Origin of the sequence: Streptomyces prunicolor NBRC 13075, from assembly GCF_000367365.1 — a bacterium.
Classification (GTDB): Bacteria; Actinomycetota; Actinomycetes; order Streptomycetales; family Streptomycetaceae; genus Streptomyces; species Streptomyces prunicolor.
Genome location: NZ_BARF01000088.1, coordinates 96,116 through 112,961 on the forward strand (window position 1 = coordinate 96,116; position 16,846 = coordinate 112,961).

Below are 16,846 nucleotides of genomic sequence, written 5' to 3' on the forward strand. Positions count from 1 at the left end.
AGGAGGACTCCATGTCCGACACCGATACCGCGCTGGGCGCACCCGCCGAGCGCCGGGAGGGCCGCGAGAAGGTCACCGGCACGGCCCGTTACGCCGCCGAACACACCGTCCCCGGACGCGTGCACGCCTGGCCCGTGACCGCCGCGATCGCCTGTGGCGCGGTCAGAGCGATCGACACCACCGAAGCGCTGCGGTCGGCCGGGGTGATCACCGTGCTCACCCACGAGAACGCTCCCCGTCTCGCCGACGCCGACGACCCCACGCTCGCCGTTCTGCAGAACTCCCGTGTGCCGCACCGGGGTTGGCCCATCGCTCTGGTCGTCGCCGAGACGCTGGAAGCCGCCCGGGCCGGTGCCGCGGCGGTCCGTGTCGAGTACGAAGCGCAGGACCACGACGTGACGCTCACGGACAGCCATCCCGGGGCGTACGTTCCCGAGGAGGCCAACGGCGGGTATCCCGGGCACCGGGAACGCGGCGCCCCCGAGGGCGCGTTCGCATCCGCCGCGGTCCGCGTCGACGCCGCGTACCGTGTGCCACCCCTGCACAACCACCCCATGGAGCCGCACGCCGCCACCGCCCAGTGGGACGGCCACCGGCTCGTCGTGCACGACTCCAGCCAGGGCGCCACGGCGGTACGAGCCACGCTCGCCGCGTTGTTCAGGCTCCCCGAGGACCAGGTCACCGTCGTGGCCGAACATGTCGGCGGCGGCTTCGGGTCCAAGGGGACGGCCCGCCCGCACGTGGTGCTCGCCGCGATGGCGGCACGGCGGACGGGACGGCCCGTCACCGTGGTCCTCCCCCGCCGCTTCCTGCCCGCGCTCGTCGGACATCGCGCGCCCACCCTGCACCGGGTCCGCCTGGGCGCCGACGAGCAGGGCTCCCTCACCGCCCTCCTGCACGAGGTCACCACCCACACCTCCCGCATCAAGGAGTTCGTCGAGCAGGCCGCCGTACCCGCCCGCGTCATGTACGCCTCACCCCACAGCCGTACGACCCACCGTGTCGTCCCGCTGGATGTGCCGAGCCCTTCCTGGATGCGCGCACCCGGCGAGGCACCCGGCATGTTCGCCCTGGAGTCGGCCATGGACGAACTCGCGGTCGCGCTCGGCACGGACCCCGTCGAGCTGCGGATCGCGAACGAGCCGGACACCGAACCGGACAGCGGCAAGCCCTTCAGCAGCCGGCACCTGGTCGAGTGCCTGCGCGAGGGTGCCCGGCGCTTCGGCTGGGCGCACCGCGACCCCCACCCGGGTCCGCACTCCTCAGGCCCGCTGCTCGTGGGGTCGGGGGTGGCCGCCGCCGTGTACCCCGTGCTGATCCAGCCCTCCACCGCGACCGCGCGGGCGCTGCCGAACGGGAACTTCACCGTGCGGGTCAACGCGACCGACATCGGCACCGGTGCCCGTACCGTCCTCGCGCAGGTCGCCGCCGACGCCCTGGGCGTCCCGCTGGACCGGGTCCGTACGGAGATCGGCAACAGCGACCTGCCGTCGGCCTCGCTGGCCGGCGGTTCCTCCGGCACCGCCTCGTGGGGCTGGGCGGTGCATGAGGCGTGCACGCGGCTGCGCGCAGGCCTCGCGGAACACACGGGACAGCTGCCGGAGCCGGGTCTCACGGCGAGCGCCGACACGGCGGGGACCGCGGACGCCGACAGCGACTACGCCCGGCACGCCTTCGGCGCCCACTTCGCCGAGGTCGCCGTCGACACGGTCACCGGCGAGGTCCGGGTCCGCCGCCTGCTAGGTGTGTACGCCGCCGGGCACATCCTCAACTCCCGTACCGCACGCTCCCAGTTCATCGGCGGTATGACGATGGGTCTGGGCATGGCCCTGACCGAGGGCAGCACCATGGACGCCGCGTTCGGTGACTTCACCGAGTCGGACCTGGCCGCGTACCACGTCCCCGTGCACGCCGACGTGCCCGCCGTGGAGGCGCACTGGATCGACGAGGACGATCCGCACCTCAACCCGATGGGCAGCAAGGGCATCGGCGAGATCGGGATCGTCGGCACGGCGGCGGCCATCGGCAACGCGGTCCACCACGCCACCGGCGTCCGCTACCGCGAACTGCCCCTCACACCGGACCGCGTACTGACGGGCCTGCCGTCGTTCATGGCGCGGTGAGCTCGGAGGGACGTTCGTGGACGACATCCCGTGCCGCCTTGTCGTCGCGCAGCCCGAGGAAGCGCGGATGGCGCAGCCTGCCGTCGCGGGTCCACTCGGTGAAGGCGATCTGCGCGACGAGCGTCGGCTCGACCCAGTGGGCGCGTGCCTCGTGGACGTGGTCGGCGAACGGCGGCTCGGAGGTGGCCAGTTCGTCGAGCCGGGCCCGCAGATCGAGGAGGGTGCGGCGGTCGAAGCCGGTGCCGACCTTGCCCGCGTGCCGGAGCCGCCCACCCTCGTGGTAGCCCAGCAGCAGCGCACCCAACCCGACCCGGCTGGCCGCTGGTTCGGTGAAACCGCCGATGACGAACTCCTGGCCGAGCGAGCACTTGAGCTTGAGCCAGTCCGTCGAACGGCCTTGCCGGTAGGGGCCGTTGGCAGGTTTGGCGATGAGCCCCTCCCATCCCCGGGCGCAGGCGTCGGCCGACGACTCGGCGCCGCCCTCGTTGCGGTGGGCCGTCATCCGCAGGTGCGCCCGGTAGGTCAGGGCGCGGCGCAGCAGGGACTTGCGGCTGCGCAACGGCAGCGAGCGCGTGTCGGCGCCGTCCAGGCGCAGCAGATCGAAGAGGTAATACGTGACGGCGACCCCGCTCGCCTCGATGTCCCGGCGCCGGGTCAGCCCCATGCGCTCCGGGTACCCCGCCCGCTCCGGCCCGACCCACACGACGGGAGGCGAAGAATCCGCTCGACGATGCAGGCTGGGAGACATGGCAAAGACCGCGCTGATCGTCATCGACATGATCAACACGTACGACCACGACGACGCCGACCTGCTGCTGCCCTCGGTGAAGGCGTGCCTGCCCGGGGTGACCCGGCTGCTGGAGAGCGCGCGCCGGTGCGACGTGCCGGTGATCTACGTCAACGACAACTTCGGGCAATGGCGCTCCCACCACGGCGAACTCCTGGAGGCCGCGCTCCGCGGACCGCATGCGGACCTGGTACGGGCTGTCGCCCCCGACGAGGCGTCGCTGTTCGTCGTCAAGGCACGGCACTCGGCCTTCTTCGAAACTCCGCTGAGCTATCTGCTCGGCCAGGAAGATGTCGACCACGTGGTGCTGTGCGGGCAGGTCACCGAGCAGTGCGTGCTGTACTCGGCGCTCGACGCCCACATCCGGCATCTGAAGGTCACGGTGCCGCGCGACGCGGTCGCCCACATCCACCAGGACCTGGCCGAGGCCGCCCTGAGGATGATGGAACGCAACATGGCCGCGCGCATCACGACCGCGGACGACGTCGGCTTCTCCGACACCACCGGCCGATAGCGGACGGCCGGGCCCGGCACCGCCCGGGGCGACGTCATACGGCCTCGTAGTCGTGGGCCCGCCCGCCCTTCCACCTCACCCACACCGGATCGTCGAGGATGTCCTCCCCCAGGGACAGACCGGCCCGCCGGACGAACTCGACGACATCGCCGTCACAGTGGGCGAGACCGGCGACCTCGTTCCGTATGACAACGGGCCGGCCGCCCTGCGCGATCGCCCGGTGCACCACTATCGGCACCTCTGCCATGTCTGCAGCGTGCTACGCCGGGAGCGCGCCGTCGAATCGCGACAACGGACTCCGGAGGGCCTACGGCCGGTGAGCCCCGGACACGGTCCGTGGTTCTCGGACGCCCGGCCGCCTCGCACGGCGCGCGGACCACGCCACCGGACCCAGAACGCGCACCGCACCGGAGTACAAGAACTCGCCCCTGGCGATGTTCCCAACCGGGCCCGTGTGCCCTTCCCGCTCCGACGACGCGTAGGGCACGCCGGGCTCGACGAAAGACATCGAGACACCCCGCACGCGTCGGCATCGTCCCTCGGACCGGAATGAACTCGGCGGGTCGCGTCATGGGTGGACCGGGGGTTCACTCGGGTTCGGGGGCTCGCCGTAATGGCGCAGGACCGCGGCGCTCACGGCGCGAAGTGTGGTGCCCTGGCGGCGGGCGGTGTCCTTGAGGAAGGCGAGCGCCTCGTCATGGGTGCAGTCCTGGCGTGCCATGGTGACGCCGATCGCCCGGTCGATGAGGGCTCGGGTGGCCATGACGGTCCGCAGTTCGTCGTTGAACGCCGGGACGTCGGCCAGCCGCTGGGCCAGGGCGATGGCTCCCGTGGCCTGGGCGGCTACGGCCCGCAGGACGGTGAGGTCGGCGCCGGCGAACGAGTCCGGTGCGGAGGCGTAGAGGTTGATGGCGCCGGGTGTCCAGGTCCGGGCCGCGATGGGCAGGGAGAGGGAGGAGCGGGCCCCGTTGGCCGCGGCGTATGCGGGATATCCGCCCCAGCGCCGGTCGGTACGCGTGTCCTGAACGAAGATCTCCTGACCGGTGCGCAGGGCCTGCAGACAGGGGGCCGTCGTTCTGGCCGTACTGTTCCTCGTCCAGCCGCCTGGCGCTCCTACCGGAGCTGGCCACCGTCAGCGGGTGACCCTCCCGTTCCAGGGTGATCCCGCACCCGTCGCATCCAGGTGAGATGTCCAGCACGGTTTCGGCCAGTGTGGTGAGGAAGGCTTCCAGCGTCCTGGTGGTCAGAAGGAGCGCGGTGAGGTCCGGTACGGCGGGGTGGAGTGAGCCGGTCATGCTCATCCCTTCACGGAACGTTCTCCGCTGGTCGGCATAGCAGCATGCCGCTGGGGTCGGACTCCGGTCCCGGGAAGCTCCAGCGCCGTCCGGTCGTCCCGCCGAAGGCCCGGGCAGGAGAAGCGACCGGTGTTTCTTCCAACTGTCCCACCGCGCGAACGGTCCCGGGCGGACAAGGCCTGTTGGACAAGGCCGATCCGTCCGCGGCGGCAGCGGCCGACTCAGCCCGTCGGGTCGGGAGACCGGGCAACCGGTGCCCGAGGGGCGCAGTGGCTCGGACCACCAGCGCAGCATGGCACCGACCGCGACACCGGCCAGCGACGCCGCCACGGTGAGGTCTTCAGCGGGGATTTCGCGGGTGTCGCTCACGAGGAGGTTCAGTGCGCCGACCGGCTGGTCGCGCACGGTGAGGGGAAGGGCGTAGACGCCGTGGACACCCACGTCGCCGGCGAGTCCGATGGTATTGGGGCCAGCGTTCGGCGCGGGTGTCGAGCCGTGGGGCGCGGACGGGTTCCCCGCTCCGCAGGGAGTCCACGCCCGGTCCCTCGCCCGTCCGGGCCTGCAGCCTGTCCAGCGCCTCCGCGCGCCGGTCGGACGAGGCGACGGTGCGCAGCCGTCCGCGTGCGTCGACGAGCAGCAGTCCCGCCGTGTCGGCATCGGTGAGTTCGGTGCAGTGGTTCACCAGCCGGCCGGCACCAGCGCGTCGACATCAGCGTCGAGGACGTCGGCCACACTGATGAAGGCCTCCGCGACACGCTGTACCCGGCTCATGCCCATGTCGCTGTCCCCGGTCTCGGTCGGTCCGGGCCTACTCGTCGAATTCCACTCTGCGGGCCAGTACCTCACGCGCCGCCTGGGTCACCGTCACGCCCTGTGCGTAAGCGTAGGCACGCAGCCGGGCCAGAGCCTGCTGCGGACCGACACCCAACTGCACCATCAGCATGCCCGTGGCGTAGTGCACCTCCTCGTGGCCCGACTCCGCGGCGTCCAGCCAGGAGGTGAGTTCGGCTCCGCCGCGTGCGGCCGTGTCCTCCGCCTGTGACTGGACACGCATCAACGCCAGGGTGATCGCCTCACCAGCGGTGAAAGCACCCGCGGTGTCCCCCGGACTCAGCGGCCCCGGGCCGCGGCGGTACAGATCCAGCGAGCCGATCGCCACCGCGTCGCTGCCCAGGGGGAGTGAGAACACCGCGCGTACTCCCAGTTCCACCGCTCGCTGGGCGAACATCGGCCACCGACGCGCGTCGGTCCCACCGGTCAGGTCCGCGGCCAGTACCGGAGCGACCAACGTCCGGGCGGTGGTGCAGGGCCCGTCGCCGAGGCTGTACTGCGCCTCCGCCAGTTGTGCCGCCACCGGATCGCTGGACCACCACACCGCCGACTCCCCGGACGCACCTCCGTCGAGCGAGACCGACGCTCCCGTGATGTCCAGCAGATCGACACAGACCTGACAGAGCCGCGCCGGAACCGAGGCGGCGTCGGACACCTCCAGCGCGCCCGCCAGTGCCCTGATGACGGAACGACGATCCGAAGCACCCGAGCCGCTCGCCGACTCCGTGCCCCGCTCTCCGCCCTCGTCCGGGCGACCGGACTTCACACACCCACCTCCGGCGACAACGACTTGGTCCATCGTGCGTCAGCCCCCGCTCATCCGCCGACACCCGGGGCGCGAACGCCGCGGTGGCGAACACGACCTGCACGAGAACTCCCCGACCCGTACTCAACGCCGTCGTACGGGGTGACCCGGGTACCCCGTCCGACGGTGTTGAGTACGGGTCGGACGCCCGGGAAGCTGGGTCGGCCCGCACTTGTCGAGGGTGTTTTCCAGGATCGCGCGGATGTCGGGTGGCAGATCGTCGTTGCCTCCCCGGGTGAGGATCGGTTCCGCGATGTCGCGCGGCTTGATGCTCGTGCGCTGGGGAGACTCCCGTGCGCTGGGAGACTTCACGGAGTACGGCCGACCCCTGGTCGGGCGAGCCACGGCCGAAGGCGCCCATCATGCCGATGGCCTGATCCACCATGGCGTGCGAGGTGACGGCCTCCTTCAACTGGTCGGCCTCTTCCCGCAGTTCGGCGATCTCAGCCACGACCTCCATGGCCTACGCGACCTCCATGGCTTACGCGACCTCCTGCGAACCGCCCGACCGCACCGCGCCCACGGAGGCTCCAGCAGGTCGGCGGAGCATGCCCGGTCGGCCGTCCCCGCCCGTGTGTGCAGGGAACCTCATGCCCCAGTCTCCAGGTGTCCACGATCAAGGGGGAGCTTCATCGGACGCGGGGCAGACCGACGGACGGCACACCGGGCAGACGGCGGGAGACCGACAAGGGCGCGTGCCCACGCCACGATTCAAGTACAAAAAGAGCTGACGGCCCTGTATGGCGATGCCTCGTGCGGGGTACCCGGGGTCGGACCAGGGTCCGGCCGAGAAGGGGAGAGCACCGTGAGCGAGCACCGTCCGGGGAGTCACGGCGACGGCGTGGGGCGGGAGACCAAGCCCGTGCCGAGGGACATGCCCGACCAGCAGGCGGGGTCCGACGGGGACCCCTGGGAGCCGGCCGCCGACGCGCCTCGGCCGGCCGAGGACGAGGACGAGCTGCCCGACCCCGAGCTGCCCGACACGGACGAGGCCGGAACGGGTCGGCGCGGCGCTCCGCGCTCCGGAAGCCCCCGGCCCGAGCACCCCGTGCCCGACGAGCCGTCCGACTGACGCTCCGCGCGCCGTCCGCACCTCAGTGGGCCAGTCTGGAAACGGCGCCCACCGCCGACGTCGGAGATCCCAGCCGCCGAGAGGACACACCATGGGTGTGCGTACCTGGGTCAGTGACTGGCCCGCCTTCCGTCAGCTCACCGGTTCCGACCCGCTGGGCCGGGGCCGGGCCGCCATGTCGCCGCGCACCGAGCGGCTCAGGCCGCGCACGGACACCGCCGACCGGGTGGTGAGTTCCGTGTGCCCCTACTGCGCGGTGGGCTGCGGCCAGCAGGTCTACGTCAAGGACGACAAGGTCGTGCAGATCGAGGGCGACCCGGACTCGCCCATCAGCCGGGGCCGCCTCTGTCCCAAGGGATCCGCCACGCTCCAGCTCACCACCGGCCCCGCCCGCCGCCACGAGGTGCTGTACCGGCGGCCGTACGCCACCGACTGGGAGCCCCTCGACCTGGAGACCGCCATGGACATGGTGGCCGACCGGGTGATCGAGACGCGGCGCCGGACCTGGGAGTGGGAGTCCGAGGGGCTGCGCACCGCACGCACCCTCGGTATCGCCAGCCTCGGTGGCGCGACCCTCGACAACGAGGAGAACTACCTCATCAAGAAGCTGCTGACCGGCCTCGGGATCGTCCAGGTGGAGAACCAGGCCCGGGTCTGCCACAGCTCCACGGTCGCCGGGCTCGGTACCTCCTTCGGGCGGGGCGGCGCCACGACTTTCATGCAGGATCTCCAGCACGCCGACTGCATCGTCATCCAGGGTTCCAACTTCGCCGAGGCGCACCCCGTCGGCTTCCAGTGGGTGATGGAGGCCAAGAAGCGCGGCGCCCGGATCATCCACGTCGACCCGCGCTTCACCCGCACCAGCGCGCTCGCCGACCTGCACGTCCCGATCCGCGCGGGCAGCGACATCGCGTTCCTGGGCGGGATCATCAACCACGTCCTGACCGAGGAGAAGGACTTCCGCGAGTACGTCCTCGCCTACACCAACGCCGCCACCCTGGTCAGCGAGGACTTCCGTGACACGGAGGATCTCGACGGCGTCTTCTCCGGTCTGGACGAGGACAAGCACCACTACGACCCGTCGAGTTGGCAGTACGAGGGTGTCGAGGTGCAGCAGCCCACGGGCGAGGTCGACGAGCAGTACGAGGAGCGCGTCCAGGGCTCCGGCGGCTCCGAGACACACGGCTCGGGCGGTGCGCAGACCGCGAGCAGGCCGCCCCGCGACGAGACTCTGCGGCACCCGCGCTGCGTCTACCAGATCCTCAAGCGCCACTACGCCCGCTACGCCCCGGAGCTGGTCGAGGAGGTCTGCGGAGTACCGCGCGAGACGTTCCTCCGGGTGTGCGACGCCCTGACCGCCAACTCGGGCCGCGAGCGGACGAGCGCGTTCGCGTACGCGGTCGGCTGGACCCAGCACTCGGTCGGCGCCCAGTACATCCGCGCCGCGAGCGTGCTGCAACTCTTGCTCGGCAACATCGGCCGCCCCGGCGGCGGCATCCAGGCCCTGCGCGGCCACGCCTCCATCCAGGGTTCCAGCGACATCCCCACCCTCTTCAACCTGCTGCCCGGCTACCTCCCCATGCCGCACGCCCACGCGCACGAGAACCTGGACGCGTTCATCGACGCCAGCCGCACGGACAAGGGCTTCTGGGGCAACATGCGGGCCTACTTCGTGAGCCTCCTCAAGGCGTACTACGGCGACGCGGCCACCGCCGCCAACGACTTCTGCTTCGACCACCTGCCGCGCCTGACCGGCTCCCACTCCACCTACGACACGGTCATGGCCCAGCTGGACGGCGCGTGCAAGGGCTACTTCCTGATGGGCGAGAACCCCGCCGTCGGCTCCGCCAACACCCGGCTCCAGCGCCTCGGCATGGCCAACCTGGAGTGGCTCGTCGTGCGCGACTTCTCCCTCATCGAGTCGGCGACCTGGTGGCAGGACGGCCCCGAGATCGAGACCGGCGAGCTGCGCACCGAGGACATCGGCACCGAGGTGTTCTTCTTCCCGGCCGCCGCCCACACCGAGAAGAACGGCTCCTTCACCAACACCAACCGCTGGCTCCAGTGGCATCACGCGGCCGTGGAACCCGAGGGCGACGCCCGCAGCGACCTGTGGTTCATGTACCACCTGGGCAGCCGCATCAAGGAGAGACTGGCCGGCTCCACGGATCCCATGGACCGGCCCGTACAGGATTTGACCTGGGACTACCCGGTGGAAGGTCCGTTGCGGGAGCCGGTCGCCGCCACCGTGCTGGCCGAGATCAACGGCCACGGCCCGGACGGGGCGCCGCTCTCGGCGTACACCGAACTCAAGGACGACGGCTCGACGAGGTGCGGCTGCTGGATCTACTGCGGGGTGTACGCGGACGGCGTCAACCAGGCCGCCCGCCGCAGGCCCGGCAGCGAACAGGACTGGGTGGCCGCCGACTGGGCCTGGGCCTGGCCCGCCAACCGGCGCATCCTCTACAACCGGGCCTCGGCCGCCCCGGACGGCACCCCGTGGAGCGAGCGCAAGGCCTACGTCTGGTGGGACGGCGACGCGGGGAAGTGGACCGGACACGACATCCCCGACTTCGTGCCCGACCGCGCCCCCGACTTCGTACCGGACGACGACGCGACCGGCCCGGACGCGCTGCGTGGCGACGACCCGTTCATCATGCAGGCCGACGGAAAGGGCTGGCTGTACGCGCCCGCGGGACTGGAGGACGGCCCGCTCCCCACGCACTACGAACCGCAGGACTCCCCCTTCACCAACGCCCTGCACCCGTCCACACCACGCTCTCCCGTACGCCAGTTGCTCCCCCGCGAGGGCAACCGCTACCACCCGAGCGGCGACGACAAGGGCACCGAGGTCTTCCCCTACGTCGTCACCACGCACCGCCTCACCGAGCACTTCACGGCGGGCGGCATGAGCCGCTGGTCGCCCTATCTCTCCGAGCTCCAGCCGGAGTTCTTCTGCGAGGTCTCCCCCCAACTGGCCGCCGAACGCGGCCTGGAGCACATGGGATGGGCCACCATCGTCACGGCCCGCAACGCCGTCGAGGCCCGCGTCATGGTCACCGCACGGATCAGGCCTCTGACGGTGCACGGCCGTACGGTCCACCAGATCGGACTGCCGTTCCACTGGGGCCCCAACGGCGTGGCCACCGGCGACGCCGCCAACGAACTCGTCGCCATCGCCCTCGACCCCAACGCCCACATCCAGGAGGACAAGGCCCTGACCGCCGACATCCGCCCGGGGCGCCGGCCACGCGGCCCCGACCTGCCGAAGCTGGTCGCCGAGTACCGCAGACGCGCGGGCATCACCGCCAAGACAGGGACGGAGACACGGAAATGACGGACCGTCACCTCTTGAGCGGCACGGAACCCGACCCCGCCCGCGACGCCGGACACCCCGAACCCCCGCCCCGCGTCGGCTTCTTCACCGACACCTCCGTCTGCATCGGCTGCAAGGCCTGCGAGGTCGCGTGCAAGGAGTGGAACGCCATCCCGGAGGACGGGCTTTCCCTCACCGGCATGAGCTACGACAACACCCAGGGGCTCGGCGCTTCCACCTGGCGCCATGTCGCCTTCATCGAACAGCAGAAACCACAGGTCCCGGCACCGGACGGCCGGACTCAACTCCCCTTGGTGGAGGCCGAGTCGGAAGCGCCCGGCGGCGAGCCCGGCGAGCTGCGCTGGCTGATGTCGTCCGACGTGTGCAAGCACTGCACCCACGCGGCCTGCCTGGACGTCTGCCCGACCGGCTCCCTCTTCCGGACCGAGTTCGGCACGGTCGTCGTCCAGGAGGACATCTGCAACGGCTGCGGCTACTGCGTGCCCGCCTGCCCGTACGGCGTGATCGAGCAACGCCCCGACGACGGGCGGGCGTTCAAATGCACCATGTGCTACGACCGCCTCGGCGCCGGACAGGAACCCGCCTGTGCCAAGGCCTGCCCGACGGAGTCCATCCAGTTCGGCCCGCTGGACGAACTGCGCGAACGAGCCGCGCTGCGCGTGGACCAACTGCACGAGGCGGGCGTGGACGGCGCCCGGCTCTACGGCCACGAACCCGACGACGGGGTCGGCGGCGACGGCGCGTTCTTCCTGCTCCTCGACGAACCCGAGGTCTACGGACTGCCCCCGAACCCGGTCGTCACCACCCGCGACCTCCCCACGATGTGGAAGCACGCCGGTGCGGCGGCCCTCTCGCTGGTCGGCGGCCTCGCCCTCTCCTTCGTGCTGCCGGCCCTCCGGGGAAAGAAGGGAACACGATGACGCAGACCGGGCGGGACAGCCATCGCGGTCGCCGCGGGCGTCGCGGGGAGCAACTCATGGTCCCCCGCGTCGAGTTCGAGTCCTACTACGGGCGCCCGGTGATCAAGGCACCGTCATGGGCCGCCCGGGACATCGCCGGGTACTTCTTCCTCGGCGGCCTGGCCGGCGCGGGCTCCGTGCTCGCCGCGGGCGCCCAACTCACCGGACGTACGACCACCGCCACGGCGATGAAGGTGTCCTCGCTCGCCGCGGTCTCGTTGTCCGCCGCCGCGCTCGTGCACGACCTCGGAGTGCCCAGCCGGTTCCCGAACATGCTCCGGGTGCTGAAGCCGACCTCGCCCATGAGTGTGGGCTCGTGGCTGCTCGCGGGCTACGGTCCGGCCGCCGGCGCGGCTGCTCTCAGCGCGGTCACCGGCCGGCTGCCCCGGGCGGGGGCGGCGGCGACCTCGGCGGCGGCGCTGCTGGGCCCGGCGGTGGCCTCGTACACGGCCGTCCTGGCGGCGGACACCGCTGTACCGGCCTGGCACGGCGCACACCGCGAACTCCCGTACGTCTTCGCCGCGTCGGCGACGGCTGCCGCAGCCGGGATGGGACTGGTCCTCGGCCCCGTGACCGAGTCCGCGCCGGCCCGCTGCGCCGCGCTGCTGGCCGCCGCGGCCGAGGTGACGGCGACCGAGGCGGCGGAGAAACGGCTGGGCATGGTCGCCGAGACCTACCGCCAGGGCCGGGCCGGAACCCTGCTGCGCGCGGCCCGCCTGCTCACCGCGGCCGGTGCCGCGGGCGGCCTGCTGCTCGGCCGCAGTCGCCCGGCCGCCGTGGCGAGCGGACTCGCCCTCCTCGCGGGCTCGGCGTGCACCCGCTTCGGCATCTTCGCGGCCGGGGTCGCCTCGGCGGAGGACCCGAAGTACACCGTGGTGCCCCAACGGGCCGACGACCAGCCGGACGAGGGCTGAGGGTTGGGTTCCGGACGGGGGCTCCGGCGCTCACGCCCCTCTGGCACTGGCGCGCGCGGGTAGCGACCATGTACCTGAAGGACGACGACACAGGACCGGGATCGCGACCTCGGAGAAGACGATGACTTCAGACACCCCTTCGGGAGACGGCGTGCCACATGATGTCCCGACAGAGCCTTCCGTGTCCGGGGAGGTAGTGGAGGAGATCGTGGAACTGCGGGAAGAGGTCGACCAGTTGAAGGAGGCCGTCACCTCGCACGCCACGGTGGACCAGGCCATCGGCATGATGGTCGCCCTCGGTCGTGTCACGCCGGACGAGGGGTGGGCCGTACTTCGCGAGGTCTCCCAGCGCACGAACATCAAGCTGCGCAACATCGCGGAACTGATCCTCATCTGGGGGCGCAACGGAGACCTCCCGTCCGACGTCCGGGCGCCCCTGGAAGAGGCCCTCGACAAGTACGGGCCCACCCAGATTCCCGGAGCTCCGCCCCCACCGTGATCCGCGGTTGTCGTTTGCGGCGGCTCCAGCCCGGTAGTCGTAGGAAGGCGGACAACTGTCCAACCGCTCCCGGGAGGGTTCGGCAGTGAGCCCGCCACCGGCCACCCCCGGGAGAAGTCCCGCAGGGCGGCCGGCCTCACTCTCGGAGCGCTAGGCGGCGTCGGCGAGCACGCGTTCGCGCACCTGGGCGCAGGACGTACTGATCAACCGGGAGACGTGCATCTGGGAGACGCCCAGCTGCTCCGCTATGCAGCTCTGGGTCATGCCCCGGAAGAAGCGCAAGTAGAGGATGGTGCGCTCGCGTTCGGGCAGCGTCCGCAGAGCGGGCTTGACCCCCTCACGGTCGACGACCAGGTCGAACCCGGTGTCCCGCTCCCCCAGCACACCGGCGAGCGTCATGCCGACGTCCTCACCCGGCGCCTCGGCGTCCAGGGAGAGCGCGGCAAAGCTGTCCAGCGCCTCCAGACCGGTGCGGACGTCGTCCTCGCTCAGCTGCGTGTACTCGGCTATCTCGGCAATACCCGGGCGCCGGCCAGGGCCCTTCGCGGACAGGTCGCGGAGGGCGACGCGCACCCTGTTGCGGAGTTCCTGGACGCGGCGGGGCACATGCAGAGCCCACATGTGGTCGCGGAAGTGGCGTTTGATCTCGCCGGTGACGGTCGGGACGGCGTAGCTCTCGAAGGCGTGGCCGCGCTCGGGGTCGTAGCCGTCGACGGCCTTGACCAGGCCCAGGGCCGCGACCTGGCACAGGTCCTCGAAGTCCTCTCCCTTTCCCCGGTAGCGGCCCGCGATACGTTCCGCCATGGGAAGCCACGCCCGGACGAGTTCGTCGCGCACCACGTCCCGCTCGGGTCCGTCGGGCAGGTGCGAGAGGTGGACGAAGGCGGCGGCGGTGTTCGGAGCGTCGTCGTGCGGATGACGCTTCCTGGTAACTGTGGCCATGGTGCTCACAACTCCCTCAAGGGGTTGTCGACTGGACGGTCCCATGGGAGCGAGCACGCGCTTACCGGGCGGAACACACCCGCGATCCGGCGTCCACCGGCTCCCACGGACGTGCCTCCTGTCCGAAGCACTCCTATGGCGCATTCCCGCGCGGAGAGCCCCGAAACGGGCTCACGCACACGATCACGCAGAGCCAGAGAAAACCAACAAATCGTGATGAACAGGGCGAGGTGGCGCGATGGTCGCGAGGCCGGAGTCGGCCGCGCGCTTCTACGGCGCCTGCCACTCGCAGATCGGCCGGAAGGCGGCAAGCCGGAGCGGACGGGCCCGTGGGGCTGCGGATCGTATCTCACCGTGTCGGACGGGGAGGCGACTCCGCAGCCCCACTCCCCTTGACCACCCAGCACCGGGCCGGGTCCCCCTTGCCGCACGCTTCAAACAGCGGCGCGCGGTCAAGTCCGTGCCGTCACCTGGCTGATTCGGAATCACGCTCGCGCGGCCGTACCGTCCGTGACCGCGGCGGCTGTCCGTCACGCTGATCGTCGTGCCGCGCGAGGGCGGACAGCAGCGCTTCGACCGTCATCCCCGCCTCGGCAGGATGCCGCAGGATGGTCCCCGGCTGGATCCGGTACGCGTTGGTCCGCCCCTCCCGTGTGCGGGTGAGATAGCCGTCCTGCTCCAGATCGGAAATGATCTTCTGGACGGCCCTCTCGGTGAGCCTGCACCGCGCGGCGATGTCACGGATGCGGATGCGATGCTCCTCGGCGATCGCAGCCAGCACCCGGGCATGGCTGGTGAGGAACGTCCATCCGGCACGTGTCTCGGATACTCCACCCATGCACCCCAGCCTAGGGCGTAACATTCGCGTATTCAAAGGAGCGAAATATATTTCAGGTATCTCTTGACGCGTTTCGCACGCCGCATGAAACTTGTACCGGCAGAGGACAGGCGAAGGCTTCGGGAGCGACTGCCATGTCAGAACACGACTTCTCCGCCCCGCCCAGGAACAGCAGCCCAGCTGTCTGTGCAACGCCGCGCGTCCCAGCGACTGTTGCCCCGTCGGCCTTCCTGGAGATCGTGACGCGTCCGGCCGGGACCCGGACGCTCGTGACGGTCTCCGGCGAGATCGACATCGACACGGAACAGACCATGCAGCACGCCTTGCGCCTGGCACTCGCCCGGTCGCCCGCAGGCGTGGACCTCGACCTGACCGGAGTCGGTTTCTGCGACTGTTCCGGCCTCAGCGTCCTGCTGCGCGTCCGCCGGATCGCCCTGGCCGACGGCAAGACACTCGGCGTCCGGGCTCTCAGTCCGTGGGTCGAGAGGCTGTTCACCCTCACCGACACGCTGCCGCTGTTCACTCACGCCCGAGCGCCCGTCAACGGGGTGGTCAACGCCTGGCACGGACATCACGAACATTCCGCTGCGACGCACAACCCCACGGAGGAGAACGAGGTGTCCGACGAGGCCGAGGAGCTGCGCGTCGAGGTCGTACAGCTCAAGCGCGCGATGGTGACCCGGCCGGTCATCGACCTGGCGCGCGGAGTCCTGATGGCCTCCTTCGGCCTCAGCCCCGACGAGGCCTGGAACGTCCTGGTCGACGTCTCCCAGCACACGAACACCAAACTCCACCAGCTCGCGGAGGACCTCGTCGACTCGGTCAACGGGACGCCGCTGCCCGGCCATGTGCAGGAGCGGATCTCCACAGCTGTGGCCGAGGGCTCCCGCCCCGCGTAGAGCGGACGTTTCCCGGCGCGCTGCGCGGCCACCCGGAGGGCGGACGATCCACTGCCCCGAGGAGAGCGCCATGACGGAGTTCGGATACTTCCTGTCCTGCGAGGAACACGGTCCCGCCGAGTTGGTGGAGCAGGCCAGGATGGCGGAACAGGCCGGATTCACCGCACTGTGGATCTCGGACCACTACCACCCCTGGAACGACGACCAGGGACAGAGCCCCTTCGTCTGGTCCGTGATCGGCGCCCTCTCCCAAGCCGTCTCACTGCCCGTGCAGACCGCCGTGACCTGCCCCCTCATCCGTATGCACCCGGCCGTCGTCGCCCAGGCGGCAGCCACCGGCGCGGTGCAACTCGGTGGACGCTTCCGGCTCGGCATCGGCAGCGGTGAGGCGCTCAACGAGCACATTCTCGGTGACGCCTGGCCCGAGGCCGACGTACGCCTGGAGATGCTGGAGGAAGCGGTGCAGGTGATGCGGGAGCTGTTCACCGGGAAGCAGATCAGCCACCGGGGCAAGCACTACACCGTGGAGAACGCCCGGCTGTACACGATCCCCGACGAACCGGTGCCCATCGACGTCTCCGCCTTCGGCCCGCACGCCGCCGAGGTCGCCGGCCGCATCGGAGACGGCTTCATCACCATGGCGCCGGACGCCACCGCCATTGAACGGTTCCGACGCGGCGGCGGCGGTACCAAGCCCGTCTCCGCGGGGCTCAAGGTCTGCTGGGCGACCGACAAGGACGAAGCCGTCCGTACGGCACACCACCTCTGGGCCAACGAACAGCTCCCCGGCGAACTCGCCCAACTCCTGCCCACCCCACGCCACTTCGAGCAGGCCTCCGAGCTCGTCGGCCCCGATCGCGTCGAAGCGAATCTCGCCTGCGGCGACGATCCGGACGCACATGTGGAGGCGGTCAAGGAGTACGTCGACGCCGGTTTCGACACCGTCTACGTCAACCAGATCGGGCCGGACCAACAGGGCTTCTTCGACTTCTACCGCACCAAGGTGCTGCCCCGGCTCGGAGACTGACGAG

Annotated in this window: 14 protein-coding genes and 3 pseudogenes; 9 read left to right on the forward strand and 8 right to left on the reverse strand. The window is 70.8% G+C overall.

Annotation, left to right across the window (positions count from 1 at the left end; genetic code table 11):
• Positions 1–11 precede the first annotated feature (11 nt).
• Positions 12–2,123 carry a xanthine dehydrogenase family protein molybdopterin-binding subunit gene (locus tag SPR02S_RS37590; protein ID WP_019062179.1) on the forward strand — a complete coding sequence of 704 codons (2,112 nt, stop codon included), beginning with the start codon at positions 12–14 and terminating at the stop codon, positions 2,121–2,123.
• Here SPR02S_RS37590 and SPR02S_RS57280 read toward each other — a convergent pair.
• Positions 2,110–2,793: pseudogene (locus SPR02S_RS57280) on the reverse strand (ATP dependent DNA ligase); the annotation flags it as partial. The gene SPR02S_RS37590 and the pseudogene SPR02S_RS57280 sit on opposite strands and share 14 nt — an antisense overlap.
• Positions 2,794–2,869: 76 nt before the next feature.
• Here SPR02S_RS57280 and SPR02S_RS37600 point away from each other — a divergent pair.
• Entirely contained in the window at positions 2,870–3,424 is a 555-nt protein-coding gene (locus SPR02S_RS37600; protein WP_019062181.1) for a cysteine hydrolase family protein, read from the forward strand.
• 34 nt (positions 3,425–3,458) lie between these two features.
• Here SPR02S_RS37600 and SPR02S_RS37605 read toward each other — a convergent pair whose 3' ends face one another.
• The 5 genes and pseudogenes from SPR02S_RS37605 to SPR02S_RS66560 form a co-directional block, all read right to left on the reverse strand.
• The gene (locus SPR02S_RS37605) at positions 3,459–3,671 is read right to left on the reverse strand and encodes a hypothetical protein (protein ID WP_106437096.1); all 213 of its coding nucleotides are present in this window, start codon (positions 3,669–3,671) and stop codon (positions 3,459–3,461) included.
• Positions 3,672–3,992: 321 nt separating this feature from the next.
• The gene (locus SPR02S_RS65200; RefSeq protein WP_019062183.1) at positions 3,993–4,187 is read right to left on the reverse strand and encodes an ANTAR domain-containing protein; all 195 of its coding nucleotides are present in this window, start codon (positions 4,185–4,187) and stop codon (positions 3,993–3,995) included.
• Between the two features lie 117 nt (positions 4,188–4,304).
• A pseudogene (locus SPR02S_RS65205) lies at positions 4,305–4,484 on the reverse strand (GAF domain-containing protein); the annotation flags it as partial.
• A gap of 1,043 nt (positions 4,485–5,527) precedes the next feature.
• The gene (locus SPR02S_RS37625; protein ID WP_019062186.1) at positions 5,528–6,316 is read right to left on the reverse strand and encodes an ANTAR domain-containing protein; all 789 of its coding nucleotides are present in this window, start codon (positions 6,314–6,316) and stop codon (positions 5,528–5,530) included.
• Between the two features lie 376 nt (positions 6,317–6,692).
• Positions 6,693–6,815, reverse strand: a pseudogene (locus tag SPR02S_RS66560) (ANTAR domain-containing protein); the annotation flags it as partial.
• Positions 6,816–7,160: 345 nt separating this feature from the next.
• Between SPR02S_RS66560 and SPR02S_RS37630 the strand changes: the two are divergent.
• From SPR02S_RS37630 to SPR02S_RS37650, 5 genes are all read left to right on the forward strand, one after another.
• The gene (locus SPR02S_RS37630) at positions 7,161–7,427 is read left to right on the forward strand and encodes a hypothetical protein (protein WP_019062187.1); all 267 of its coding nucleotides are present in this window, start codon (positions 7,161–7,163) and stop codon (positions 7,425–7,427) included.
• 91 nt (positions 7,428–7,518) lie between these two features.
• The gene (gene fdh, locus SPR02S_RS37635; protein WP_019062188.1) at positions 7,519–10,764 is read left to right on the forward strand and encodes a formate dehydrogenase; all 3,246 of its coding nucleotides are present in this window, start codon (positions 7,519–7,521) and stop codon (positions 10,762–10,764) included.
• A complete protein-coding gene (locus SPR02S_RS37640) occupies positions 10,761–11,684 on the forward strand; it encodes a 4Fe-4S dicluster domain-containing protein (protein WP_019062189.1) in 924 nt (307 codons plus the stop codon). Before fdh ends, SPR02S_RS37640 begins: the two co-directional genes overlap by 4 nt.
• Positions 11,681–12,637 carry an NrfD/PsrC family molybdoenzyme membrane anchor subunit gene (gene nrfD, locus SPR02S_RS37645; RefSeq protein ID WP_174447585.1) on the forward strand — a complete coding sequence of 319 codons (957 nt, stop codon included), beginning with the start codon at positions 11,681–11,683 and terminating at the stop codon, positions 12,635–12,637. The genes SPR02S_RS37640 and nrfD overlap by 4 nt, the downstream gene beginning before the upstream one ends.
• 196 nt (positions 12,638–12,833) lie before the next feature.
• On the forward strand, positions 12,834–13,136 hold the full coding sequence (locus SPR02S_RS37650; RefSeq protein ID WP_019062191.1) for an ANTAR domain-containing protein: 303 nt from the start codon (positions 12,834–12,836) through the stop codon (positions 13,134–13,136).
• A 150-nt stretch (positions 13,137–13,286) separates the two neighbouring features.
• Here the strand turns inward: SPR02S_RS37650 and SPR02S_RS37655 are convergent, their stop codons facing one another.
• Together SPR02S_RS37655 and SPR02S_RS37660 are read right to left on the reverse strand one after the other, a co-directional pair.
• Entirely contained in the window at positions 13,287–14,078 is a 792-nt protein-coding gene (locus SPR02S_RS37655; RefSeq protein ID WP_019062192.1) for a SigB/SigF/SigG family RNA polymerase sigma factor, read from the reverse strand.
• A 466-nt stretch (positions 14,079–14,544) separates the two neighbouring features.
• Positions 14,545–14,916 (reverse strand): helix-turn-helix transcriptional regulator, encoded by a 372-nt coding sequence (locus SPR02S_RS37660; RefSeq protein ID WP_043258757.1) that lies wholly within the window; start codon positions 14,914–14,916, stop codon positions 14,545–14,547.
• Between the two features lie 239 nt (positions 14,917–15,155).
• Here SPR02S_RS37660 and SPR02S_RS37665 point away from each other — a divergent pair, with 239 nt between their 5' ends.
• Both SPR02S_RS37665 and SPR02S_RS37670 read left to right on the forward strand, forming a co-directional pair.
• Positions 15,156–15,815 carry an ANTAR domain-containing protein gene (locus tag SPR02S_RS37665; protein ID WP_245607684.1) on the forward strand — a complete coding sequence of 220 codons (660 nt, stop codon included), beginning with the start codon at positions 15,156–15,158 and terminating at the stop codon, positions 15,813–15,815.
• 70 nt (positions 15,816–15,885) lie between these two features.
• A complete protein-coding gene (locus SPR02S_RS37670) occupies positions 15,886–16,842 on the forward strand; it encodes an LLM class F420-dependent oxidoreductase (RefSeq protein WP_019062195.1) in 957 nt (318 codons plus the stop codon).
• Positions 16,843–16,846: the final 4 nt, after the last annotated feature.